The sequence below is a fragment of the Vicinamibacterales bacterium genome (assembly GCA_036496585.1).
In the GTDB taxonomy this organism is placed as follows: domain Bacteria; phylum Acidobacteriota; class Vicinamibacteria; order Vicinamibacterales; family 2-12-FULL-66-21; genus JAICSD01.
In genome coordinates, this window is the sequence record DASXLB010000060.1 from 73,326 (window position 1) to 95,312 (window position 21,987).

Sequence of the window (21,987 nt, forward strand, 5' to 3'; positions counted from 1 at the left end):
TGACCTCGACCCGCGCGCAGCCTTCGCAGAGCGGAGGCCGGTCAGGGTTCGAGGAACGGCGTGAGCGCCTCGAGGAGAGCGGCGACGATCTCTTCCTCGCTGACCGACGCGATCGCCGGACCATCGCGGAACACGTGTTCGGTGGTGATCACGCGGCGGCCGCGGCCGCGCGTCGAGGTCAGCACCAGCGCCGGCTCCTCGCGCTCGGTGACGAGTGCCAGCTCGACGAACTCCTCGCCGCCGCGGTCCGGCGTCAGACGGACCGCCTCGCCCGGCGTGACGACCTTGAAGCGATGGCCTTCACCGACGAGCGCCGACGCCACCTGGTGGAACGCCGGAACGGCGAGGTCGGATCGGACGCCTTCCCACGCGCGCGAGGCCTCATCCCGGCTGGCACGCCGTGCCTCGGCGCGCGTTCGCGCCGCCTCGATTGCCGCCCGCACACGCCGCCGGACGTCGGAGATTTCCATCCGAAGATGGTATCCCACGCCGTCACGAGGCCCGAGTGGGCGCCTTCAGTCCCGCCGCCGCGCGACGTTGATTGCCATCAGGCCGCCGAGCAGCGGAATCACCCGGCACTCGGCAAATCCCGATCGCGCCAGCAGGGCGGAGACGCCGTCGGCTCCGCGATACCGGCGGATGGATTCGGCAATGTAGCGGTAGGTATCGGGATCGCCGTGCAGCGTCAGGCCCAGCACCGATCCGACCGCCGACAGGTAGGCCAGATAGACGGCGCGGACGAGGGCGTTCGATGGGCGGTCGAAATCCAGCGACAGCAGCAGTCCGCCGGGACTGAGCACGCGCCGGATCTCGGCAACCGCCGTTTCGATGCGGGCCACGTTGCGGATGCCGTATCCGCTCGTCACGAGATCGAAGGCGTTCGACGGAAACGGCAGCGCCATCATGTCGCCGGCGATCAGGCCGACCGAGGCGCCCCCGGGCTTGCCGCCCGCGAGCTGCAGCATGCGGAGCGTGAGGTCGAGGGCCGTGACCCGGCAGCCGCGCGACGCCAGCGCGAACGCGATGTCGCCGGTGCCGGTGGCGAGATCGAGCGCGCGCAGGCCGGCGCGCGGCTGCGACAGCTCGACCAGCCTCGCCTTCCAGCGCTGATCGCAGCCGTACGACAGCACGCGCGTGATCAGATCGTAGCGGCCCGCGATGGTGTGAAAGAGGCCGCGAACGTAGCGGGCCTTCCCGTCTTCGCTCGCGAGCGCGTCGCTGAGCCCGGTCATCGACGGCTATCGTACCCCCGCCGCGCTACAATCGCCCGCTGATGCGCCATCGCGCCGCGCCGTTCGCCGTCTGCGTGCTCATCTGGCTCGCCGCCGCGCGCAGCGTGGCGGCGCAGACGAGCACCGACGAGGACTGGAAGATCATCGACAACTCCTTCCTCGTCGAGGAAGCCTTCAACCAGGATCCGCACGTCGTCCAGAACATCTTCACCTTCCAGCGGCTCACGGTGCGTGACTGGCAGTTCACGTTCACGCAGGAATGGCCGGTGCCCCGCACGAGGCATCAGCTGTCGTACACCATCCCGGTGCAGGCGCTCGACGGGACTAGCGGCATGGGAGACGTGCTGATCAACTACCGGCTGCAGGTACTCGAAGAGGGGGACGGCCACCCGGCGTTCTCGCCGCGAATCAGCGCCATTCTGCCGACCGGACGCGTGGCCGCCGGCGCCGGCACCCACGGCGTCCAGGTCAATCTCCCGTTCAGCAAGCACCGCGGCGACTTCTACTTTCACTGGAACGGGGGATTCACCTGGCAGCGGACCGCCGGCGACGCGTCGCTCTTCTCGCCGTCCGCCGCCGGCAGCATCATCTACCGCGCCCGCCAGATGCTGAACCTGATGCTGGAAGGGGTGATCGTCGACGCCGCCGGCACCGTCACGCCGGTCGATCCGAACGCGTCGCTGGCGACCAGTCATGCGACCGCGTCCACGATCTCGCCCGGCGTGCGCGGCGGCTGGAACGTCGGCGACGACAAGCAGATCGTGCTCGGCATCGCCGCGCCGGTGACGCGCACGCAGGGGGACACCTCGACCGCGCTCTTCCTGTATTTCTCCTACGAAGGACCGGTCAAGGGGCTTCCGCGTAAGTAGCGACGGAGGTCGGCGTCTCCCACACCCGTACCGCCTGGATATCGACACCGAGCGCGCGCCCCTGGTCGTAAATCAGCCGGGCGATACGTTCGACGGTGGGGTTGCTGTCGAGCAGATAGACCGGCTCGCCGAGCTGACGCAGCGGCGCGACGAGCGGATCGTCCTGCCGCAGAATCATCTTGTGATCGAGCTCGCGATCGATCCAACCTTTCACGATCCGCTTGATGTCGCTGAAGTCGACGACCATGTTCCGGCTGTCGAGCCGATCGGTGCGGACCTCGATTTCCACCGAGGCATTGTGCCCGTGGGGATGCTTGCAGACGCCGTCGTAGTCGAGCAGGCGGTGTCCGTAGCAGAACTCGATCCGCTTGGTCACGAGATACATGATCGAAAAGTATAAGCGAGCGGCGGCAGCCCCCGACGGCGCGGCGGTGCCCGGCCCCGACACGGCCGTGCTGTTTTCAGCCGGCCTCGACAGCGCGGTGCTCGCCGCCGGCGCGCTCGCGCAGGGAGAACGCGTCCAGCCGATCTACGTCTCCGTTGGCTTTGCCTGGGAGGCCGAAGAACGCGCGATGGCGGAGAGGCTGTTCGCGCGCCCGCCCTTCGCCGGCCGCATCGAGGCGCTCGTCACGCTGGCCTTCGACGTCCGCGACGTCTTCGCGGCGTCGCACTGGGCCGTGCGCGGCGAACCGCCGGCGTTCGACACGCCCGACGAGGACGTCTACGTTCACGGCCGCAACGTCCTGCTCGCGACGAAGGCTGCGGTCTACATGACCCGCGCCACGCTCGCCGCCGCCCAATCGCCGGAGCAGCGCATACGGCTGCTGCTCGGGACGCTGGCGGGCAATCCGTTTCCCGACGCCACGCCGGAGTTCTTTGACGCCCTGGCGCGCGCGCTCACGCTCGGTCTGGCGGCGCCGATCACCATCGAGGCGCCATTCGCGCAGATGCACAAGTCCGACGTGATCCGGCGCGGCGTCGAGCTCGGCGTGCCGTTCGAGCTGACACTCTCGTGCATGCAGCCGCGCGACGGACAGCACTGCGGACAGTGCAGCAAGTGCCGCGAGCGGCGCGATGCGTTTCGTGAAGCCGGGGCCGTGGACCCGACACCTTATCGGACACCGCCCGCACGCTGACTTCGGGGACGCCGCACACGCGGCAGGATGTCAGCTCGCCTTCAGACGGATGGAACCGTCGCCGGTGCGGATCTTGAGCGTCTTGCCGCCGGCGCCGAGCTGGGTGCGCAGCGTGCGCTTCTCCTCGTCGCTGCGCGAGTGCGTGTCGTCGCCGGCTTCCGCCCTGATCGCCAGATCGTTCCGGATGGAGTCGCCCGAATGGGCGTCGAGATCGGCCGCGAAATCCTTGGGCAGGTAGATGGCGACGCCGCCATCGCCTGTCGTCAACGACCAGTCGTCGGTCATCCTGGTACCCGAATCGACGCGCAGCGTGATGCTGCCGTCGCCGGTGCGGACGCGCACGGCGCCGGGTACACCTGTAACGCTGACGCTGCCGTCGCCCGTCTCCCCGTCGACCGTGCCTGTCGTGTCGTCGAGCGTGACCGATCCGTCGCCGGTCGCGAACGTCAACTGGCCGCCGCTCCCCCGCACGCGGATGCTGCCGTCACCCGTGCGCAGGTCGAGGCGGCCCTGCACGCCTTCCAACGTGATCGACCCGTCACCGCTCTTCGCCGCCAGGCTGCCGCCACGCGGCATCCGGACGATCAACCGGGCGGTCGGCGTCGAGCCGATCCCGAAGAACACCTGCTCGCGTGCCGGACGCTTCACTTCGATTTCGATGTGGTTGCCGTCCTGCTTCGTCGCGACGGTCAGCTGAGCGACCCCTTCCAGAGTCGGTCCGCGCTTCTCGATCTCGACGACGACTTCCTTGTCGTCTCCGGCTCGTACGTCGATTGCCCCGTCGACGGTCGTCAGCCTCAATTCTGGCGCGCCGGTGACGGCGAAGCGCTTCTCTTCGCGGGTGATGTGCGCCTGCGAGTCGACGACCACGCAGCCGCAGAGCGCGGTCGCGGCGGAAAGACCGAGCATGACGGGGAGTACAGATTTCATACAGATCCGTTGGACGTTCGGTCGTATGCCAGTGTTCCGGCAATCCACGTCTGCACGACCCGCAGCTCGCGATCGAGCACCACGAAATCGGCGACCGCTCCGGGCGCGAGCACGCCCAGCCCCTGCAGGCCCAACGCACGGGCGGGAGTGGTCGCACACGCGAGAACCGCGTCGGGCATGCTGAGACCTGCCGCCGACGTCAGCAGGGCAAAGGCCCGATCCATTGTCAACGTGCTGCCGGCGATGGTCCCGTCTTCGAGGTAGGCGGCATCCCCGACCGTGATCGTCCGCCCCCCCAACCGGGACGTGACGCCGCGCGGCAGGCCGGAGCCGGCGGTCCCATCGGTGATGGCCATGATGCGCTCCGGACGCTTGGCGGCCAGCGCGACCCGCATCATCGCCGGGTGCACGTGCACGCCATCGCTGACGAGCTCGGCGATCACCTCGTCGCACTCGAGCACGGCGCCCGCCAGTCCGGGGGCGCGATGGGCGACCGGCGTCATGCGGTTGAAGAGATGGGTGGCCTGTCGGGCGCCGGCCTCGATGCCGGCGAGAGCCTGTTCGTAGGTCGCGCCCGAATGGCCGAGCGAGACATGGTGGCCGTGCGCCGCCAGATCGCGAATCAGATCGACAACCCCGTCGACCTCGGGCGCCACCGTGACGATACCGACATCAGGCCGGGCCGCCGCGATCTCCGCCAGGATGTCGTCGCCGGTCCAGGATTCGGGGCTCGAGAGTCGCGCGCCTCGCGGATCGCGACCCGGGGTGCGGAGGCAGGCGGCCGGTTGCGCCCCCTTGTATTCCGGGTTGATGAAGTTGCTCTCGAGGTGCGCCGGGAGCACGCGGGCGCCGCCCGGCGGCCGGGTCGTGCGGGCGCGGCGGACGCCCGTGAGCATCGCGCGAAGCGCCGGCGGGTCGCAGGCGATGGACGTCGGACAGAAGGCCGTGACGCCATACCGTGGCAGCCTGCCCGCCATCTCGGCGATGGCATCGCCGCCATCGAGCGAATCGGTCCCCTCGATGCCGTGCACGTGGACGTCGATGAAGCCGGGAACGATGTAGTGATCGGGGAACTGGAAGTGCAGATCGGCGTGAGGTGACGCATCTGGCGGCGGCTCGGATGCCACAGCCGCCGCCTCGCGGATCCGGTCCCCGTCGACCACCAGCACGCCGCCGGAGAGGATACGGCCGGGCAACACCAGGTCGGCGCCCGCGAGGCGGATCATGCGCGCGCGAGCTGCGCCAGACGCGCGGCGCCGAGCGCGATCGCGTCGGCCCCGAGCGTGGAGAACTCGACGCGCAGGTCAGTCATGGCTTCGGGCGGCAGACGCCGCGTGCACTCCTGCCGCGCCGCGTCGAGCATCAGATCGGCCACCGCGATGCTGCCACTGACCACGACCACTTCCGGGTCGATCGCGGCGGCGAGCGTCGCGACGGCCATGCCGATGTACTTCGCGGTATCCCGCACGACCGAAATCGCGACGCCGTCCCCCAGGCGCGCGCCGTCGAACACCATGGCGCCCGTGATCGCGTCGACCGATCCGCCGGCGAGCTCGAGCACGCGGGACCGGTCGCCGGCCTGGATGCGCCACGACAGGCGATGGGCTATTCCCTTCGACGAGATTTCCGCGGCGAGACTGCCGCGCCGGCGGTAGTCCTGCCGCTCGACCGGGTTGATCGCCAGCCAGGCCGCGGCGCCGGCGCGGTTGTGCGCGCCCGTCCATGGCCGGCCGTCGAGCAGCAGCCCGGCAAACACGTCGTCGCCGATGTGCAGGCAGATGGCGTGGCGGGCGCCGACTGCCGCGCCGACCCAGTGCTCTGCGGCGACCGCCGCGGCGCCGGGCGTGCAGCGGGCGAGGATGCGCGGCTCCGACAGCGGCACGTCAGCATCCTCGACCGGACTGGCGACGCCGCCGAAATCGGCCGGCTGGAGGCTGGTCGCCTCGTGCACCGCGTCGCGCGCATCTCCGCCGACCGCGCGTGCGACGATCCGTCCCGCATCGTCGACGACGACGGCGCGGGCACAGGCCGGATCGGACAGGTCAAGACCGAGGGTGTGCATCGATATGCCACTCCACCTTGCGCCGCTCCAGGGGCAGCGGGCGCGGCTCCGGGTTCCGGAACAGCTCACGATCGGCGCGCAACAGCAGCCGGCGCAGCCACCGTTCGTCGGGGACGCAGAAGACGATCACCCCCGCGCCCTCGTCAGGAGGGAACGACCGGTCGTCGAGATAGTCGCGATCGAGGGTCACCAGAGTGCGCCCGAGCTGACGGGCGAGGCGATAGTGCTCGATGTCGCGGGCGCGGCGCAAGTCGTCGTGCTCGATGACCGACAGCACGTCCCATCCCAGGCGCTCGCGCATGTAGCCGATCGCCCCGAGCGGCACGTTGGCGTCCGCGTAGACACGTGGCCGGGTCGCCGCCTGTTCGACAAACGGTCCGAGCTCGGAAAAGAGTGTGCCCATTTTCAAAGCACGAAGGATGCGAAGGGTATGAAGGAGGCGAAGGAACCGAAGGAACGTGCGCTCATCATCGGTGTCTATCCAGCGCCGCTGGTTCCTTACCGAGCTCCTTCGCGTCCTTCCCCTTCGTGTTCTTTGCTTGTTTGAGGAGGTCCGCTACGAGTGCGTCGCGCTTGTGCACCAGCTCACGGCGCGGCCGCTGGTTGTGCGCGGAGCCGACGGCGTATTCGCAGAAAAGGGGGAAGGCGATCGTCGAGTCGCAGTAGGTGACGACGGTGTCGGGCAGCACGCCGGGGTTCACCTTGCCCCAGCTCACGGCTTCCGCGGGGGTGGCGCCCGAGAGGCCGCCCCAGACGACCTGGTCGGTCGTGATCTGGATGAAATAGTCGTTGCCGCCCTTGGGGATGCCGTAGACCTCCCACAGCGTCGGCTGTCCCTGCAGGTAGAAGTTCTTCGGCGATCCGCCGCCGAGGATCACGCAGCCGTTCTTGTGGCCGGCCAGGATGATGGCGCAAACCTCGTTGACGTCGCGGTTGGGATCGATCATCAACGTGCTGCCGTTCATCAGCTCGTGATAGGCGATGTTCATGCCGATCGAGCTGTCGCCCGGCGACGACGTGTAGATCGGCACTCCGCACTGCGCCGCCTTCGCCACCACCGAGTACTCGGCGCAGCCGGGCTGACGCGCCAGCAGATCCTGGCCTAAACGGTAGTGCAGCTCGGAGGTGGGCACCGGCCCGGACATCTTCGACCGCACCAGGAAGTCGCGGATGTACGCGTCGGTCTCGAGCAGGACGGTGGCCGGGAACAGGACGTCGTAGATGCGGATGATGCCCTGTTCGTAGAGCTCGACGTCATCGAGAAACGGCGAGCCGCGGTGCAGCGTGAAGTTCAGCGCGTAGTGGAGATCGTGGTAGAGATTGGCGCCGGTGCTGATCACGAAGTCGATCAGTCCCCGCTCCATCAGCTCGATGACGCAGCCGCCGAGCCCCGCCGGCGTGAGCGCCCCCGCGACCGTGAGCCCGATGGTGGTGTCATTGTCGGGCGCCAGCATCTTGTCCGCGAAGATCGTGCAGGCTTCCGAGAGACGGCCGGCGTTGAACGCCTGAAACCCGCCGTCGATGAGCGTCCGCACGGCCTGATCGCCGGTCGGCCGGTAGTAGCGGATCGGCTTGCCTTCGAGGTAGCGGCCGGGACCCTTCGACGCGGGCGCTCGTCCTTCGGCCTGGGTCGGGCCGTGTGCGTCGCTCGAAGGACGGTGCGGCATATATCGGGAGAATAGCAGACGGATCGCGGAATGACACGGCTAGTGTGCAGTCGGCCCGCGCTCGAGCCGAAACCTGACTTGACAGGTTAGGGGCGGGAGAGCGACTGTACTCCTCCGCGCGTCAGGATGACGGATACACACTCGCTGCTGGTCTGGGTGATTGCCGGCGCCGTCGTGGTGCTGGCCGGTCTCGTGGCCGCCGTGGCGGCGCGCGGACGGCGTCTGCCCGGCGAACACGTGTTCGTGGCCAGCCGCTGGAGCCGCGGCAACCATCTGTTGCCCGCGCAGGTGGCGATTATGCCGACCGAGGTCGTGCAGTACGTGCCGGGCTGGGTGGGGCGGCGGGAGCACACGATTCACATGGCACACGTCGCGTCGGTCGACATCTCGACGAACCTCTTCTTCTCGAACATCGAGATCGAAACCACCGGCGGCACCGACCCGGTGCGCTGCCACGGACACCGGAAGCACGACGCGATCGAGATGAAGCGCCTGATCAACGAATACCAGTCGGCGTACTACAAGGACGGTCCCCGCCCATGACGGGCGGCAAGGCCTGTTCGACCACCCCCGGCAGGGAGCCGGACATGCCCGTTGCCGCGACCGATGTCTAATACCGACAACCTGATGGCACGGCGCGCCGACCCGGCGGAGGTGGCGGCACGGTTCACCGGACTCGTGCAATCGCCGCTGCGCGCCGGCATCCTGCGCTTCATCTGCGCCCGGCCCGACGAGAACTTCGACGTCGAAGCGCTGATGCAGACGTTCGGCCGCATGCGGCTCGACGTCGACAACTGCGTCCGCGAACTGGTCGCCTTCGGGATCGCCAAGAAAATCACGCCGCCGGGCGGCGGCGCCCCGCGCTACGGCTTCGTGCAGCCCGAGGGAGACGCCGTGCACGATCTCCTCGACGAGTTCCTCGAGCGCCGCGCCACCGTCAGCAGCGAAGACCGTTCGCCGGCCGTCCAGCGCTTCCGCGAGATGATCGGCCGCGACGAGAAGATGCTCGTCATCTTCGAATGGATCCGCACGGCGGCGAAGTCCGACATCTCGGTGCTGATCCTCGGGCCGACCGGATCGGGCAAGGAGCTCGTGGCGCGGATGATCCACGAGCTGTCGCGCCGGGCGACCCATCGTTTCCAGGCGGTCAACTGCGCCGCCCTCCCCGACACGCTCTTCGAGTCGGAGATCTTCGGCTACGAAAAAGGGGCGTTCACCGGCGCGCACGAGCGCAAGCCGGGGCGGCTCGAGCTCTCCAACAACGGCACGCTCTTCCTCGACGAGATCGGCGACATGTCGCTGATGGCGCAGGCCAAGCTGCTGCGCGTGCTCGAGGAGCGCCGCTTCGAGCGGCTCGGCGGCAACACCTCCATCGAGGTCAACTTCCGCCTCATCTCGGCGACCAACCGCCCGCTCGACCAGTTCGTGCGCGACACGCGGTTCCGCGAAGACCTCTACTACCGCGTCAACGCGTTTTCGATCCGGCTGCCCTCGCTGCGCGAGCGCTCGTCCGACATTCCCGTGCTGGCGCAACGGTTCCTCGCGCGCTACTGCGCAGCCAACGGGCTCGCGCTCGACGGCAAGGCGTTCTCGCGCGAGGCCGCAGATCTGCTGATGCAGTACCACTGGCCCGGCAACATCCGCGAACTCGAGAGCACGGTCTCCCGCGCCGCGCTGTCGTCGGCCGGCCGCGTCATCCGTCCGCAGGACGTCGAGTTCCTGCACGCCGCCGAGACGCCAGTCGAATCGTCGCGCGAACGGCTGCCGTCGCTGGCCGATGCCGAGCGGGCCCACATCGGGCGCGTGCTGGAGAGCGTGCACTGGAACAAGAAGCAGGCCGCCGCGGTGCTCGAGATCAGCCGCGGCACGCTGTATCGAAAGATCGTCGAATACGGACTCGAGGAGGCGCCTCCCGCCTCGCGGACCAAGACGGACAAGGCGGAGTAGCCGCCGGATCGAAACACGCTCAGGTCGCTCAGTCGTAACGAGTTGCGACCGAATTGACAGGGAACTGTTCAGAAACAGCACAGTTTCGATACGGGATCTTGGTCCCGCCGCGTAAATCCCGATCCGAAGATACCGTTAACTGTCCTATCATCAATGCGTTGCGGAGACATCAAAGGATGCAGCTCTCCGGCAGCCGCCTTGCAGATCGACGGAACCTCAGGCGGCTGTCCGCCTACCCTGCGATGAAGCTGTCACGGCTGCTGTCGATCGGTCTCCTGCTGCTGGCGTGTTCGACGCCGGTCGGGGCAGGGCTGCCCGCCGGTGGCAAGCTGGATTCCGAACTGCGCGAACGCGCGCTGGCACCGCGCGGCCACTCGCGCGTCATCGTTCGACTCGACGATGGCATCAACGGAGACGTCGTGATCCGCCGCGCCCACGGGGCCGCCGGACGCCGGCTCGCCTCGGTCGGCGCGCAGGTCGCTGACGTCCCTGACGGCGCGCTCGACGAGCTGGCCAGCCAGCCGGGCGTCAGCCGGGTAAGCCTCGATCGCCGTATCGAGGCCACGCTCGAGCGGACCGGCGCCACCATCGGTTCGACCTACGTCCAGCAGACCCTCGGACTCGACGGCAACGGCGTCGGCATCGCCGTCGTCGACTCCGGCGTCACCGCCTGGCACGACGACCTCGGCGCGAACCGGGTCGTCCGATTCGCCGACTTCGTGGGTTTCCAGGCTGCGCCCTACGACGACTACGGCCACGGCACGCACGTCGCCGGCATCCTCGCGGGCAGCGGCTACGACTCGGGCGGCAGGCGACGCGGCATCGCGCCCGGCGCGACGCTCCTCGTCGAGAAGGTGCTCGACGGCGCCGGGCAGGGCTACATCAGCAACGTGATCGCCGCGATCGACTACGCGATCGCCAACAAGGACGCGCTGCACCTGCGCATCGTCAACCTGTCGGTCGCCGCCGGCGTCTACGAGTCGTACACGACCGACCCGCTGACGCTGGCTGCCAGGCGCGCGGTCGAGGCCGGCCTCGTGGTGGTGTCGGCGGCAGGCAATCTTGGAAAAGCGGCAGATGGGTCGCCGCAATACGGCGGCATCGGCGCGCCGGGGAACGCCCCCTGGGTGATCACGGTCGGCGCGTCGAGCGAAAACGGCACGGCCGACCGCTCCGACGACACGGTCGCCCCGTTCAGCTCGCGCGGGCCGGGCGCGATCGACCTCCAGTCCAAGCCCGATCTGGTCGCGCCCGGCGTCGGCATCGAGTCGCTCGCGGAAGCAGGCAGCACGCTCTACACGACCAAGCCGCTGATGCGGCTGTGGGGCACGGTCCCGACTGCGACCGAGCCGTATCTGTCGTTGAGCGGCACCAGCATGGCCTCGCCGGTCGTCAGCGGCACGATTGCGCTGATGCTGGAGGCCAATCCGACGCTGACGCCGAACCAGGTGAAAGCGGTGCTGCAGTTCACGGCCGAGAGCCGCGCCGGTTACGACGAGCTCACCGAGGGAGCGGGATTCCTGAACGCACGCGGTGCCGTGGAATTGGCTCAGTCGCTGGCCGCGGGGGGCACGTTCGATGCCTCCACGACGCATACGGATCCGACGCCGTGGAGCGGCCACGTGATCTGGGGCAACCATCTGCTTGCCGGCCGCACCCTCATCGACACCGCGCCCGTCTGGGCAACGGGGGCCCTCTGGGGGACAGTCGGTGTCGAGGGAACGGAGGAGGGTGGCGGCAGCAACGATCTCGGAGCGGCCACGAACTCTAACGCGGGCAGGACTGTCGGTGCCACGTCGGCATCCGGCGAATCCGACAACATCGTCTGGGGGACCGCGGACGAGGTCGACGACGTCCTCTGGACCGCCCCGCCAGCCGGACCCCGGCCGCGCCGGGTCACCCCCGCGAACGGATCGCTGAGATGAAGGCGCTCCCGCTCGCCGCCCGCATCTACGTCGGTGCCATCATCGCGATTGGCGCGGTGCTGTTTGCCGCGTTCTTCCCGTTTCGACTGATGGGAAGTCCGCTGCTGTTCCTGACGCTGCTGCTGCTCTCGTCGATCACGTCGGTGTTCAAGGTCAACCTGCCGCTGGCGCGGCGCTCGTCGACGATGTCGGTGTCGTACGCGGTCGACTTCGCCGCCCTGCTCCTCCTCGGGCCGAACGAAACGATGGTGGTGGCGGCGGCGAGCGCGTTCAGCCAGTGCACGTTCCGGATCAAGGAGCGCAACCCGATCCACCGCACGCTCTTCAGCATGGCGTGCCTGGTGATCACGGTGCAGGCAGCCGGCGTCGTCTATCACTGGATGGGCGGGCACGCCGGTGTCATTCAGAGCCTGGAAATCGCCAAGCCGCTCATCGGCGCGGCGACGGCCTACTTCGTGTTCAACACCTTCACCGTCGCGACGGCGATCGCGCTCTCGATGCGCCAGCCGCTGCTGAAGGTGTGGCACGAGAACTTCCTGTGGAGCGCGCCGAGCTACTTCGTCGGCGCCGCCGCGGCCGGACTGGCGGCGTTCCTGATGGGCCTGCAGAGCACCTGGGCGATCTGGGTCCTGGCGCTCGCGGCGTTCCCGATCTACCTGACCTACAAGAGCTACAAGGTGTATCTCGGACGCGTCGAGGACGAGCGCCGCCACACGCAGGAAATGGCGGACCTCCACCTCGCGACGATCGAAGCGCTCGCGCTCGCCATCGACGCGAAGGACCAGACCAGCCAGCTCCACATCCGCCGGGTGCAGCTCTACGCGGCGGCGCTCGCGCGCGGCCTCGGCATGAACGAGAACGAGATCCAGGGTGTGAAGACGGCGGCGCTGCTGCACGACATCGGTAAGCTGGCCGTGCCAGAACACATCCTGTCGAAGCCTGGTCCGCTCACCCCGGAGGAATTCCAGAAGATCCGCGCACACCCGAAAGTCGGCGCCGACATCGTGAGCTCGGTGCCGTTCCCGTATCCGGTGGCGCCGCTGATCCTCAGCCATCACGAGCGCTGGGACGGAAAGGGCTACCCGGTCGGGTTGAAGGGGGAAGAAATTCCGCTCGGCGCGCGTATCCTGTCGGTCGTCGACTACTTCGACGCGCTGATGGCCGAGCGGCCGTACCACAAGGCGATGAGCGCCGAAGCGGCCATCGGGCTGCTGCAGCAGGAAGCGGGCAAAGGGCTCGACCCGCAGGTCGTCGCGCTCTTCACGGAACTGCTGCCGCGGCTTCAGGAAGAGGCGCTGCAGCTCGATCAGCAGGTCCGGCGCACGGCGCCGGAAGAGCAGCCGCCGCAGGGTCAGCCGGCGACCGGTCTCGCGCCCGAGCTCTCCAAGAAGAACGTCTTCGAGGATATCGCCCTCGCCCACCGCGAGATCTACGCGCTCTACGAGATCGCGCAGGCCATGGGCACCAGCCTGGGCGTGTCCGACACGATGGCGCTCATTTCGGCGAAGCTGACCAACCTCGTGCCGTTCGCCTGCGCCGCCCTCTTCCTCTTCGACGAAGAAACAGAGACGCTGCGCTGCCGCTTCGCGACCGGAACCGACGCCGAGGTCATCCAGCAGATCGCCGTGCACACCGGCGAAGGGCTGACCGGCTGGGTGGCCCGCAACCGCCGACCGCTGGTCAACGCGCGTCCGAGCGCCGACCTCGAGGCCGCCGGGCTCAGCCATCTTTCGACGACGCTGCAATCCGCGCTGGTCTGCCCGCTGATGTTCAACGAGCGGTTCATCGGCACGCTGTCGGTCTATCACACCGACGCCGCGTTCTATCGCGACGACCACCGCCGGCTGCTCGACCGCGTCTCGGAGCAGGCCGCCGCCGTCATCAACAACTCGATGCTCTTCGAGCAGACGCAGGAAGATTCGCTGACCGATCCGCTGACCGGTCTTCCCAACACCCGCTTCCTGTTCATGCACCTGACGCGCGAGCTGGCGCGCGCCGAGCGCCTCAAGTCGGAGGTCTCGCTGATGGTCATGGACCTCGACAGCTTCAAGGAGATCAACGACAACCACGGTCACCACGTCGGCGACCGGGCGCTGTGCGAAGTGGCGCGCGTGCTGCGCGCCGCGATCCGCCCCTACGACATCTGCGTCCGCTACGCGGGCGACGAGTTCATCGTCGTGCTCTCGGGCTGCGGCGCCGACGAGGCGGAGCACAAGCGCCAGGAACTGCAGAAGGGGATCGACGAGGTGTACTTCGAGGCGCGACCCGGCAAGCGCCTGCAGCTCGGGATCAGCATCGGGGCGGCGGTGTTCCCGCAGGATGGCGAGTCGTACGAAGCGCTGCTGGCGACCGCCGACAGCCGCATGTATCAGGACAAGTCGGGACGGAAGCGGCGGCCTGGGCGCGACAGCAGCCCACCCGCCGCCCTGGTGCCCCCAGCCGGCTACGCCGATTTGAGCGACGTCGACATCCAGCGCGCCGCCGCCGGCATCCTGTAGCACTCGGCCCGCCGCCGCGCGTCTCCTCCTCGCTACCAGCTCTCGGTGACGATGCGGTCGCGGGTCAGGCCGAGTGACTCGAGCGCCCGCGGCAACTCGACGACCATGGCGGGCGGACCGCAGATGAAGGCGGTCGTCGTCGGCACGACGACTTCGGCCAGGTGAGAGATGCCGGCGCGGCCGCGCGCGTGGGTCCAGTCATCGGCGTTCCCGGTCAGCGTCAGCGTCAGCGTCAGGCGGCCGTCCGCCGCCAGCTGGTTCAGCTCATCGAGGTAGGCGAACTCCGCCGGCGCGCGATTCGAGTAGACGAGTGCAAGCCTTCCACGGCGGCCGCCATCGATGGCGTCTCGAATCATCGAGCGCAAGGGGACGATGCCGGTTCCACCGGCGACGAACAACAGCGGTCCCCCGTCGGGGGCCCGCTCCAGCGTGAACGCGCCGATCGGCCCGTTCAGGGCCACCGGCGCGCCGGGAGCCAGGCTCTCGACGATCGCGCCGAAGCGGTTCGTCCCGTCTACCTTCACCAGGAACTCGACCCAGCCGTGGCGCCGGGTCTCGCCGGGAGTCGAGGCGATCGAGTAGGGGGCCGTTGCGCCGCCGGCCGAGAGCGTCGCCGCCTGACCGGAACGGTAGATGAAGGGCTCCCCGTCGAGCGCAATCCGGATCCGGCGGGTTGTCGGCGTCTCGCTGTCGTTCGACAGAACGCGCGCGTTCACGGATTCAGTTTATCGAAGAGTGGGTGGTGAGCAGGAGGCCGTGAGCAGTGGCGGTTGGCTGTCAGCCGCCGACCTTCAGCTCCGACTTCACCGCGTGCACGCCGGCCACGCGTTTCGCCGCCGCCACTGCGCGATCGACGTCGGTCTGCGACGGCACGGCGCCGGAGAGCGTCACCACGCCGTTGAGCGTCGTCGCCTGAAGGCGCAGGAGTCCGAGCTCGCGATCGGCGAGGAGTGCGATCTTCACCTCGGTGGAAATAGTAAGGTCGTCGGACGGCTGGTGAGGCGCGCAGCCGGAAGTGAGCAGCGCGACGAGGACGAACGCCGGCAGCCTCATCCCCTGCCTTCGGCGTTCTGCGGTCTACATGCCGGTTGCGTGATAACCACCGTCGACCATCAGCACTTCCGCGGTGACGGCGCGGCCGGCGTCGCTCAACAGGAACAGCGCGGCGTCGGCGATCTCGGCGGTGTCGACGGTGCGGCGCAAGGGTGCGCGATCGCGGTAGACCTGCAGGATGCTCGAGAAGCCCGAGACGCCGGACGCGGCGAGCGTCTTGACCGGGCCGGCCGAGATGGCGTTGACGCGGATGTTCTTCGGACCCAGATCGGCCGCCAGGTATCGCACGGTCGCCTCGAGCGCCGCCTTGGCCACCCCCATCACGTTGTAGTTGGTGAAGACGCGGTCGCTGCCGAGATACGTCAGCGTGACGATGCTGCCGCCGCCCTGCCGCTCCATCAGCGGCAGGGCGCCGCGCGCGAGCGCGATCAGCGAATAGGCGCTGATGTCGAGGGCCATGCCGAAGCCTTCGCGGCTGGTCTGCGAGAACGGGCTCGACAGTTCGTGAGGAGGCGCGTAGGCCGCACCGTGGACGACGAAGTCCAGGCCGCCGAACTGCTGATCGATGCCCTCGAACACGGCGGCCATCTGCGCGTCGTCTCGAACGTCGAGCGGCAGCAGCAGCGGATCGGGAAGCCCTTCGGCGAGATCGCGCACGTTCTCGCCGAGCCGCTCCCCCTGATAGGTGATCGCGAGCTTCGCGCCGGCTTCGGACGCCCGCTTGGCGATCGCCCATGCGATCGAACGCTTGTTGGCGACACCGACGACGAGGCCGGTCTTGCCTTCGAGAGAGGCCATCGACTGTGAGCTCGACATGCGAAGGATCCTCGACGCGAGGGCAGCGGCGCGCGGATCAGCGCCCGCGCCGGTTGCGTTGACTCTGGCCTGCCCGGCCGAAGCCCTGACTGCCGCCGCGACCGCCGGGGCCACGCTGCGGGCCGCGACCGAAGCGATTGCCGGTGTGTTGGCCGGCCTGGTTGCGCGGGTTACCGTTGCTGCGGCCGGCCGCCTGCCGCATCGTGAAGTCGGGCAGCTGACGCTCGGGTTTGACCCCTTCCACCCGCGGAAGCTGCGCGCGTATCAACGGCCGGTGGACGGGGCCGTCATCGGGAAACACCGGCTGCGGCTCGTCCTCCATGTCGCCGGGAATCTCTTCGGCGTCCGATGGGGAAGGCGCGTGCTCGATGACATCCGCCACCACTTCGATCGGCGCGCCTTCGTGGTCGGGTTCGGCGTCGAGCGTCTCGTCGACGCTTGCGGGGTCTGCGGCGTCTTCGGGGTCTTCGAGTTCGTGGGGAAGGGAGGAAGAAAGGTGAGCCGTCGGGTCGTCGGTGAGCCCGGCGAGCACCTGCTTATAGAGCTTGCCTGGCGTCTCGGCTTTCCTCCGGCGTGGCGCCTTGCCGCCTTTGTAGACGTGTTCCGCGTCGCAGGTGCTGCAGCGCGTCTGCTTGACGTCTTCCTCGACCATCGCGACGACGGCGTGATTGGTCACGCGGCGTTCACGCGGACAGTAATCGTCCAGAATGTCACCGAGACGCAGCCTGCGCTGCTCCATGTACTCCCCCGAATTGTCCTGAAGAAAAGCTTGGGATGACGCGACCGTCAGCAGGTGTTGGTCAAAGTCTAACAGACGCGCCCCGCCAAGCGCAAACCGCGGCACCGACCCAAAACACGAGCGCGCTCGTTCACGTTCGAGAACAGGACTCGCCGATCCGACCCGGATCATTTGCAGGTCCACGGCGATCAGCGGCGCCCGGCGGTGTCGATCCACGCCAGCGCCGCGTCGAGCGTCGCGTCGCGTCCGGCGAGCAGCGACGCGCGCGTCAGTGCCACGGGCACGTCGGGCACGACCCCTCTGCCTTCGATCCGCACGCCGGTACCGGTGACGAAGTCTCCCCACGCGTGAATCAGCACGTCGCCGTTCGGCAGCTTGTCGAAGAGCGCCGGCAGCGCCTGCCCCATCGACGTCTGTCCGAAGACGCGCGCGCGGCCGAGCGACTGCATGCCGCCGGCGAAGCATTCCGACGCGCTGCCGGTCATGCCGTCCACGAGAATCGCGACGGGACCGTCGTAGGGTTGGACGCGCTGCCCTTCGGCGTTCACCAGGCGCGGGTTCGCGTTGAAGCGCAGCTCGCTCTCTTTCGTCCGCATCACGCCGAGCGTGTCGCGGTTCGGCGTGAAGTGTCCGGCGATGCCCATCACCATCGCCGCGAGCCCGCCGGGGTTGCCGCGCAGGTCGATGACCATGCCGTCGGCATGGCGGAAGCGATCGATCGCGCGCTGGAATTCTCGATCGACCGCCGCCATCCAGACGTTGAAGGCAATCACGCCCGCCTGGTGGCCGCCCGGCGTCGGCTGCAGCGTCGCGGTGACCCGCACGAACATGGTCGGCAGGCTGCCGACGGTGACCGGCTCGCCGCGCTCGCCGCCGCGGGCGATCGACTTGGTCGTCTCGACGCCGGCGCCGTCGGTGAAGGTGACGTTGACGCGTGAATCATAGGGACCGCGCAGGTGCGTCACCGCCTGTCGCCACGCCTCGACCTGCGCGATGCGCGGCGGCATCGCATCGGTGAGCGGCTGCAGCAGGGTGGCGGCCGGCGTGCCGTCGATCGCGTCGACGATCCAACCGGTGTGGACGCCGGCAGCGGCGGCGCCCCCTTCGGCCTCAACGGAAGACACGACCAGCTGCCGGTCGATGAGACGGGTGTCGAGGCCGGGTTCGGCCGAGAGATCGACGTGGTCGTTCGGCGCGTCGGGAGTCGCCGGGATCACCGCGAAATGCGAGAGACCGAGACGTCCGAGCATCTCGCGCAGCACTCCGCGCAGCTCGCCGGGCGTGGACGCGGCGATCGCTTTCGGGCGCAGTTCGGTCCTGGCCCGATCCCACCCGGCGACGTCGAAGGCCGGATCGAAATGAGTAGTGCGAACGATCGTCCAGACGGCGTCGAAGGTCTCCGCCGCCTTGTACGCCTGGGCCGCGGCGAGCCCGGCCGCGGGACCCTGCACCGCCGCCGCGGCAGCCAGGACGAGGACCGCGGCGAGACGTCGTGTCACTTGATCAGCGCCTTGATCGCGGCGGGCGGCTCGAACATGGAGCTGTCGACCTTGTCGTACTCGACCGTCTCGATGGTGATCCTCTGCTCGACGCCCATGATCTTCTGCGTCAGTACCGTCGCCTGCGTCAGCGCCCCGAACTTCTTGTAGCCGCTCTCGACGTTCGAGACCGTCATCGTGCCCATCTGCGTTTCGCGGGTGTTGATGCTGCCGGCGCGCAGCCCGGTGGCGACGTCGTAGAAATCGAAATCCTCGCTGCCGTCGATCCGCTTGACGCTGATCTTGTAGCAGTCGCGCCCGTCGTAGGTGGTCTTCTCGACGGTCTTCAGCGTGTACTTCTTCGGATCGCGCAGCTCGCTGTAGAAGTCGGCGTCGAGCTTCGTCTGCTCCAGCTCCTTGCCGGCCTTCAGCGTCGGACCGGTCATCGGACTGATCGACCAGCCATGCGTCCCGTCGAACCCGTCGATGATTTCGCCGATTCCCTGCACCGACGTGCGGACGAGCACGCTGTCGGGCGCGGCGCCGTAGATGTCGACCGGGCCACTGATGCCGGACGCCGGAATCGAGAGCGTGCCGGTCGCATGCATCGACTTGTGCGCGAGCACCGCCTGGCGGCCGCCGACGGCCTTGATGTGACGGTCGACAATCGTCCGCGCATCGGGCAGCGCCGCCGCCGCGGCCGGCGCCTGGCTCTTCGCCGCAGGAGCTTGCGCCAACAGCGGTACGGACAGCAGCACCGCCACGGCGGCAACTCTCGAGAAAAACATGACTGGAACTCCTGACAACGGAGGCGGGAAGCAGCTCCTAGTGTAGCGCAAGCCCCGGCCGTGGATCGCCGGGGCGCCGCCCCGCGGGTCTACCGCTTCGTAATGTGCGTGACCACGCCGACGACGTAGTGGAGTTCGACTGCGTCGCCAGACTCCAGCCCCATCGGCATCGACTCCTTGCCGACGCGCGCCAGCCGCACCTGCGCCTGCGAATCGTCGGGCTCGAGGTAGTAGACGTCGTAGGAAATTTGGCCGTGGATGCTGACCGGCTGGACCTTCTGGACGACGACGGCTTTCGAACCCTTCAGCATCGAGCGACAGTATAGATCCGCGAGGCGGCGGGCGGCAGGGGGTGCCAGCGGGACTCCTCTGCGCTCACGTGCTGTCCCGCTCCGTACCTGGAATGGGCTCTACGCGAGCGTCCGCCCGCGCGTCTCCGGAATCCATGCCCAGAAGATCGCCGCGATCGCGAACGCCGCGGAGCAGACGAGGAGCGCCGCGCCGAACCCGTGCGTGTCGGCGAGCGTGCCGACGAGGTAGGGAGCCGCGGCGCTGGCCACGCGGCCGATGTTGTAGGTGAATCCCTGCGCGGTCGCGCGAATGCGGGTCGGATAGATCTCTGCCGTCACCGCGCCGAAGCCGCTGAAGTAGCCCGTCGCGGCGAACGCGACGAACGGACCGAGCGCCAGCAGCACCATCGGCTGCCGGATCGACACGTAGAGGCCGAGCAGCACCGCCGCCGACAGCAGATAGGCCACGTAGCTCGTCTTGCGGCCAATCCGATCGCTGACGAAGCCGAACGTGACGTAGCCGACCCACATGCCCGCCTGCATGAGCAGCAGGTACCCGGTCGTGGCGGCGCCGGTGAGGCCTGCGCCGCCTCGCGCCGGAGCCGACTTGAGATAACTCGGCAGCCAGAGGTTGAAGCCCCACCATCCGAACAGCGTGCACGCGTTCATCAGCGTGAGCACGATCGTCAGCGCCGCGACGTCGCCCGTGAACAGCCGGGCGAACCCGGTTTCGGTTGGCGCCTCCGCGGCGGCGCGGCGCCAGATCTCCGGCTCCCGTACGCGGCGCTGGATCCACAAGGCAAAGAGCGCCGGCACGATACCGACGAAGAACACCGCCCGCCAGCCGTAGCGCGGCTGCACGATACCGGCGACGAACACCGCCAGCCCGTAGCCGATGGCCCACCCGCTCTGCATCAGGCCGAGCGCGCGGCCACGGCTCGATGCCGGCCACGATTCCGAGACGAGCGCCGCGCCGCTGGCCCAGACGCCGCCCATGCCGATGCCGAGAAAGACGCGGAGCCAGACGAATTGCGCAAGCGTGGTGGCGACGCCGCAGAGACACGTGAAGACGGAGTACAGCGCGATGCTCGACATGAGCACGCGCGTGCGGCCGTAGCGATCGGCGAGGCGGCCGGACGCCACGCCGCCGGCGGCGGCCGCCACCAGCATCACCGAGCCGAGCATGCCGCTCTCGGCGTTGGTGATGTGCAGCTCGGCGCTCAGGCTCGGCAGCACGAGCGCGAACAGCATCACGTCGAAGGCGTCGAGCATCCACCCGACCATGCCGGCGGCGAGCGCGCGCCAGGCGTCGACGTCCGCGTCGTGCCACCAGCTCACAGCCACGAGCCGATCGGCTGCACCCGCACTCCCGCCTCGCCAAGCGCCGCCCCGAGACGCGCCGCCAGCTGCGCGGCGCCGGGCGTATCGCCGTGCACACAGATCGTCTGCACCTGCAGCGCAACCGCGTCCCCCCCGGCGGTCAACACGACGCCGTCGCGCACCATGCGTAGCGCGCGTGCGACCACGGCGTCGGTCTCGTGGATGACGGCGTTCGGGTGCGAACGCGGCGTCAACGACCCGTCCGCCTCGTAGCTCCGGTCGGCAAAGCCCTCCGCCGCGACGCGGAGCCCGGCTGCGCGTCCGGCGTCGAGCAGCCGCGAATTCGGAAGGCCGAACATGACCAGCGAGGGGTCACAGGCCCGAATGGCGCGCGCGACCGCCGCCGCCAGCGGCGCCTCGCGCGCCGCCATGTTGTAGAGAGCCCCATGCGCCTTGACGTGCTGCAGGACGGCGCCTTCCGCTTTCGCGATCGCGGCCGCCGCGCCGATCTGCGCGATGAGGGAGTCCTCGAGCTCGGCGGGATCCACCTGCATCTCGCGGCGCCCGAACCCCACAAGGTCAGCGAACCCCGGGTGCGCGCCGACCGCGACCCCGGACGCCCGCGCCAGCCGCATCGTCCGGCGCATCACCGTCGGGTCGCCCGCATGTGCGCCGCACGCGACGTTGGCGGATGTGATGTGCGGCATCACCTGCTCGTCGGCGCCCATCCTCCACGGCCCGAACGACTCCCCCATGTCGCAATTGATGTCGATGATCATTGCCTGGGGACCGCGGCGATCGTGACGATGCTGTCGAAGAAGGTGCCGAGACGCAGGTTCTCGTTCTCTTCGTGCTGGTTGTTGTCGAAGTTGACCGTCGGCAATAGCAGCGCGGGACAGCCGAGCGCGTCGATGAAGGGCGCGATCGGCACCGTGCCACCGAGAGTCCGCAGCTGCACGGGCGGCTCTCCGAACGTCCGCGTGGGCGCCGCCACGATCGCCCGTGCTCGGGGGTCGTCGATCGGCGTGCGGAACGCCTTCTGGACGGGTCCCGTCACCTGCAGGCGCGCCAGCTTCCCGTACTTCGCCCGGATCGCATCGTCGGGATCCGCGTCGACGAGATGAAAGCCGTGCCGTTCGACGTGGGCGCGCAGCTCGCCGACCTGATCGTCCGCCAGCGGCATCATCCTTCGGACAATGAACATCGGGCCTCACAGGGTCGACACGCCGCGCCCGTA

24 protein-coding genes are annotated in these 21,987 nt (G+C 68.7%); 6 read left to right on the forward strand and 18 right to left on the reverse strand.

Annotated elements, in window-relative coordinates; all coding sequences use genetic code 11:
• Positions 1-41: 41 nt before the first annotated feature.
• Positions 42-470: a hypothetical protein gene (locus VGI12_17765; protein HEY2434524.1), complete on the reverse strand. Its 429-nt coding sequence runs from the start codon at positions 468-470 to the stop codon at positions 42-44.
• Positions 471-515: 45 nt separating this feature from the next.
• Positions 516-1,232, reverse strand: coding sequence for a ubiquinone/menaquinone biosynthesis methyltransferase (locus tag VGI12_17770; protein ID HEY2434525.1), 717 nt, complete (start codon positions 1,230-1,232; stop codon positions 516-518).
• Positions 1,233-1,273: 41 nt separating this feature from the next.
• Here VGI12_17770 and VGI12_17775 point away from each other — a divergent pair, with 41 nt between their 5' ends.
• Entirely contained in the window at positions 1,274-2,101 is an 828-nt protein-coding gene (locus VGI12_17775) for a transporter (GenBank protein ID HEY2434526.1), read from the forward strand.
• On the opposite strand, the gene VGI12_17780 is transcribed toward VGI12_17775, so the two are convergent.
• Entirely contained in the window at positions 2,079-2,486 is a 408-nt protein-coding gene (locus VGI12_17780; GenBank protein HEY2434527.1) for a 6-carboxytetrahydropterin synthase, read from the reverse strand. The genes VGI12_17775 and VGI12_17780 overlap by 23 nt on opposite strands.
• Between VGI12_17780 and VGI12_17785 the strand changes: the two genes are divergently transcribed.
• A complete protein-coding gene (locus VGI12_17785) occupies positions 2,485-3,237 on the forward strand; it encodes a 7-cyano-7-deazaguanine synthase (GenBank protein ID HEY2434528.1) in 753 nt (250 codons plus the stop codon). The two genes, VGI12_17780 and VGI12_17785, sit on opposite strands and share 2 nt — an antisense overlap.
• Before the next feature lie 30 nt (positions 3,238-3,267).
• Here the strand turns inward: VGI12_17785 and VGI12_17790 are convergent, their stop codons facing one another.
• From VGI12_17790 to speY, 5 genes are all read right to left on the reverse strand, one after another.
• On the reverse strand, positions 3,268-4,167 hold the full coding sequence (locus tag VGI12_17790) for a DUF4097 family beta strand repeat-containing protein (protein ID HEY2434529.1): 900 nt from the start codon (positions 4,165-4,167) through the stop codon (positions 3,268-3,270).
• Positions 4,164-5,393: an N-acetylglucosamine-6-phosphate deacetylase gene (gene nagA, locus VGI12_17795; GenBank protein HEY2434530.1), complete on the reverse strand. Its 1,230-nt coding sequence runs from the start codon at positions 5,391-5,393 to the stop codon at positions 4,164-4,166. The genes VGI12_17790 and nagA overlap by 4 nt, the downstream gene beginning before the upstream one ends.
• A complete protein-coding gene (locus VGI12_17800) occupies positions 5,390-6,229 on the reverse strand; it encodes an ROK family protein (GenBank protein ID HEY2434531.1) in 840 nt (279 codons plus the stop codon). The genes nagA and VGI12_17800 overlap by 4 nt, the downstream gene beginning before the upstream one ends.
• Entirely contained in the window at positions 6,210-6,632 is a 423-nt protein-coding gene (locus tag VGI12_17805; GenBank protein HEY2434532.1) for a DUF5615 family PIN-like protein, read from the reverse strand. Before VGI12_17805 ends, VGI12_17800 begins: the two co-directional genes overlap by 20 nt.
• Positions 6,633-6,696: 64 nt before the next feature.
• Entirely contained in the window at positions 6,697-7,896 is a 1,200-nt protein-coding gene (speY, locus tag VGI12_17810; GenBank protein HEY2434533.1) for a deoxyhypusine synthase, read from the reverse strand.
• Between the two features lie 126 nt (positions 7,897-8,022).
• Between speY and VGI12_17815 the strand changes: the two genes are divergently transcribed.
• From VGI12_17815 to VGI12_17830, 4 genes are all read left to right on the forward strand, one after another.
• Positions 8,023-8,439, forward strand: a complete 417-nt coding sequence (locus VGI12_17815; GenBank protein ID HEY2434534.1) for a PH domain-containing protein — start codon at positions 8,023-8,025, stop codon at positions 8,437-8,439.
• Between the two features lie 63 nt (positions 8,440-8,502).
• Entirely contained in the window at positions 8,503-9,843 is a 1,341-nt protein-coding gene (locus tag VGI12_17820; protein HEY2434535.1) for a sigma-54 dependent transcriptional regulator, read from the forward strand.
• Between the two features lie 242 nt (positions 9,844-10,085).
• Entirely contained in the window at positions 10,086-11,768 is a 1,683-nt protein-coding gene (locus VGI12_17825) for a S8 family peptidase (protein HEY2434536.1), read from the forward strand.
• Entirely contained in the window at positions 11,765-14,266 is a 2,502-nt protein-coding gene (locus tag VGI12_17830) for an HD domain-containing phosphohydrolase (GenBank protein ID HEY2434537.1), read from the forward strand. Before VGI12_17825 ends, VGI12_17830 begins: the two co-directional genes overlap by 4 nt.
• A 32-nt stretch (positions 14,267-14,298) precedes the next feature.
• On the opposite strand, the gene VGI12_17835 is transcribed toward VGI12_17830, so the two are convergent.
• From VGI12_17835 to VGI12_17880, 10 genes are all read right to left on the reverse strand, one after another.
• Positions 14,299-14,982, reverse strand: coding sequence for a hypothetical protein (locus VGI12_17835; protein HEY2434538.1), 684 nt, complete (start codon positions 14,980-14,982; stop codon positions 14,299-14,301).
• A 61-nt stretch (positions 14,983-15,043) separates the two neighbouring features.
• The gene (locus VGI12_17840) at positions 15,044-15,319 is read right to left on the reverse strand and encodes a BON domain-containing protein (GenBank protein HEY2434539.1); all 276 of its coding nucleotides are present in this window, start codon (positions 15,317-15,319) and stop codon (positions 15,044-15,046) included.
• A 24-nt stretch (positions 15,320-15,343) separates the two neighbouring features.
• Positions 15,344-16,135, reverse strand: coding sequence for an enoyl-ACP reductase (locus VGI12_17845; GenBank protein HEY2434540.1), 792 nt, complete (start codon positions 16,133-16,135; stop codon positions 15,344-15,346).
• Between the two features lie 37 nt (positions 16,136-16,172).
• Entirely contained in the window at positions 16,173-17,090 is a 918-nt protein-coding gene (locus VGI12_17850; protein HEY2434541.1) for a hypothetical protein, read from the reverse strand.
• A complete protein-coding gene (locus tag VGI12_17855; GenBank protein HEY2434542.1) occupies positions 17,063-18,373 on the reverse strand; it encodes a S41 family peptidase in 1,311 nt (436 codons plus the stop codon). Before VGI12_17855 ends, VGI12_17850 begins: the two co-directional genes overlap by 28 nt.
• Complete coding sequence (locus VGI12_17860) at positions 18,370-19,140, reverse strand: hypothetical protein (GenBank protein ID HEY2434543.1); 771 nt, start codon at positions 19,138-19,140, stop codon at positions 18,370-18,372. Before VGI12_17860 ends, VGI12_17855 begins: the two co-directional genes overlap by 4 nt.
• An 89-nt stretch (positions 19,141-19,229) precedes the next feature.
• Positions 19,230-19,451 (reverse strand): hypothetical protein, encoded by a 222-nt coding sequence (locus tag VGI12_17865; GenBank protein HEY2434544.1) that lies wholly within the window; start codon positions 19,449-19,451, stop codon positions 19,230-19,232.
• A gap of 99 nt (positions 19,452-19,550) precedes the next feature.
• Positions 19,551-20,768, reverse strand: a complete 1,218-nt coding sequence (locus VGI12_17870) for an MFS transporter (GenBank protein ID HEY2434545.1) — start codon at positions 20,766-20,768, stop codon at positions 19,551-19,553.
• Positions 20,765-21,529, reverse strand: a complete 765-nt coding sequence (locus VGI12_17875; protein ID HEY2434546.1) for a 5-oxoprolinase subunit PxpA — start codon at positions 21,527-21,529, stop codon at positions 20,765-20,767. The genes VGI12_17870 and VGI12_17875 overlap by 4 nt, the downstream gene beginning before the upstream one ends.
• Positions 21,526-21,954, reverse strand: coding sequence for a hypothetical protein (locus tag VGI12_17880; GenBank protein ID HEY2434547.1), 429 nt, complete (start codon positions 21,952-21,954; stop codon positions 21,526-21,528). The genes VGI12_17875 and VGI12_17880 overlap by 4 nt, the downstream gene beginning before the upstream one ends.
• Between the last annotated feature and the right edge of the window lie 33 nt (positions 21,955-21,987).

What these genes read in the sequence shown, in the direction of transcription:
- VGI12_17765 (HEY2434524.1), bottom strand. Translation starts at nt 470, where the DNA reads ATGGAAATCTCCGACGTCCGGCGGCGTGTGCGGGCGGCAATCGAGGCG.
- VGI12_17770 (HEY2434525.1), bottom strand. Translation starts at nt 1,232, where the DNA reads ATGACCGGGCTCAGCGACGCGCTCGCGAGCGAAGACGGGAAGGCCCGC.
- VGI12_17775 (HEY2434526.1), top strand. Translation starts at nt 1,274, where the DNA reads ATGCGCCATCGCGCCGCGCCGTTCGCCGTCTGCGTGCTCATCTGGCTC.
- VGI12_17785 (HEY2434528.1), top strand. Translation starts at nt 2,485, where the DNA reads ATGATCGAAAAGTATAAGCGAGCGGCGGCAGCCCCCGACGGCGCGGCG.
- VGI12_17780 (HEY2434527.1), bottom strand. Translation starts at nt 2,486, where the DNA reads ATGTATCTCGTGACCAAGCGGATCGAGTTCTGCTACGGACACCGCCTG.
- VGI12_17790 (HEY2434529.1), bottom strand. Translation starts at nt 4,167, where the DNA reads ATGAAATCTGTACTCCCCGTCATGCTCGGTCTTTCCGCCGCGACCGCG.
- nagA (HEY2434530.1), bottom strand. Translation starts at nt 5,393, where the DNA reads ATGATCCGCCTCGCGGGCGCCGACCTGGTGTTGCCCGGCCGTATCCTC.
- VGI12_17800 (HEY2434531.1), bottom strand. Translation starts at nt 6,229, where the DNA reads ATGCACACCCTCGGTCTTGACCTGTCCGATCCGGCCTGTGCCCGCGCC.
- VGI12_17805 (HEY2434532.1), bottom strand. Translation starts at nt 6,632, where the DNA reads ATGGGCACACTCTTTTCCGAGCTCGGACCGTTTGTCGAACAGGCGGCG.
- speY (HEY2434533.1), bottom strand. Translation starts at nt 7,896, where the DNA reads ATGCCGCACCGTCCTTCGAGCGACGCACACGGCCCGACCCAGGCCGAA.
- VGI12_17815 (HEY2434534.1), top strand. Translation starts at nt 8,023, where the DNA reads ATGACGGATACACACTCGCTGCTGGTCTGGGTGATTGCCGGCGCCGTC.
- VGI12_17820 (HEY2434535.1), top strand. Translation starts at nt 8,503, where the DNA reads ATGTCTAATACCGACAACCTGATGGCACGGCGCGCCGACCCGGCGGAG.
- VGI12_17825 (HEY2434536.1), top strand. Translation starts at nt 10,086, where the DNA reads ATGAAGCTGTCACGGCTGCTGTCGATCGGTCTCCTGCTGCTGGCGTGT.
- VGI12_17830 (HEY2434537.1), top strand. Translation starts at nt 11,765, where the DNA reads ATGAAGGCGCTCCCGCTCGCCGCCCGCATCTACGTCGGTGCCATCATC.
- VGI12_17840 (HEY2434539.1), bottom strand. Translation starts at nt 15,319, where the DNA reads ATGAGGCTGCCGGCGTTCGTCCTCGTCGCGCTGCTCACTTCCGGCTGC.
- VGI12_17845 (HEY2434540.1), bottom strand. Translation starts at nt 16,135, where the DNA reads ATGTCGAGCTCACAGTCGATGGCCTCTCTCGAAGGCAAGACCGGCCTC.
- VGI12_17860 (HEY2434543.1), bottom strand. Translation starts at nt 19,140, where the DNA reads ATGTTTTTCTCGAGAGTTGCCGCCGTGGCGGTGCTGCTGTCCGTACCG.
- VGI12_17865 (HEY2434544.1), bottom strand. Translation starts at nt 19,451, where the DNA reads ATGCTGAAGGGTTCGAAAGCCGTCGTCGTCCAGAAGGTCCAGCCGGTC.
- VGI12_17875 (HEY2434546.1), bottom strand. Translation starts at nt 21,529, where the DNA reads ATGATCATCGACATCAATTGCGACATGGGGGAGTCGTTCGGGCCGTGG.
- VGI12_17880 (HEY2434547.1), bottom strand. Translation starts at nt 21,954, where the DNA reads ATGTTCATTGTCCGAAGGATGATGCCGCTGGCGGACGATCAGGTCGGC.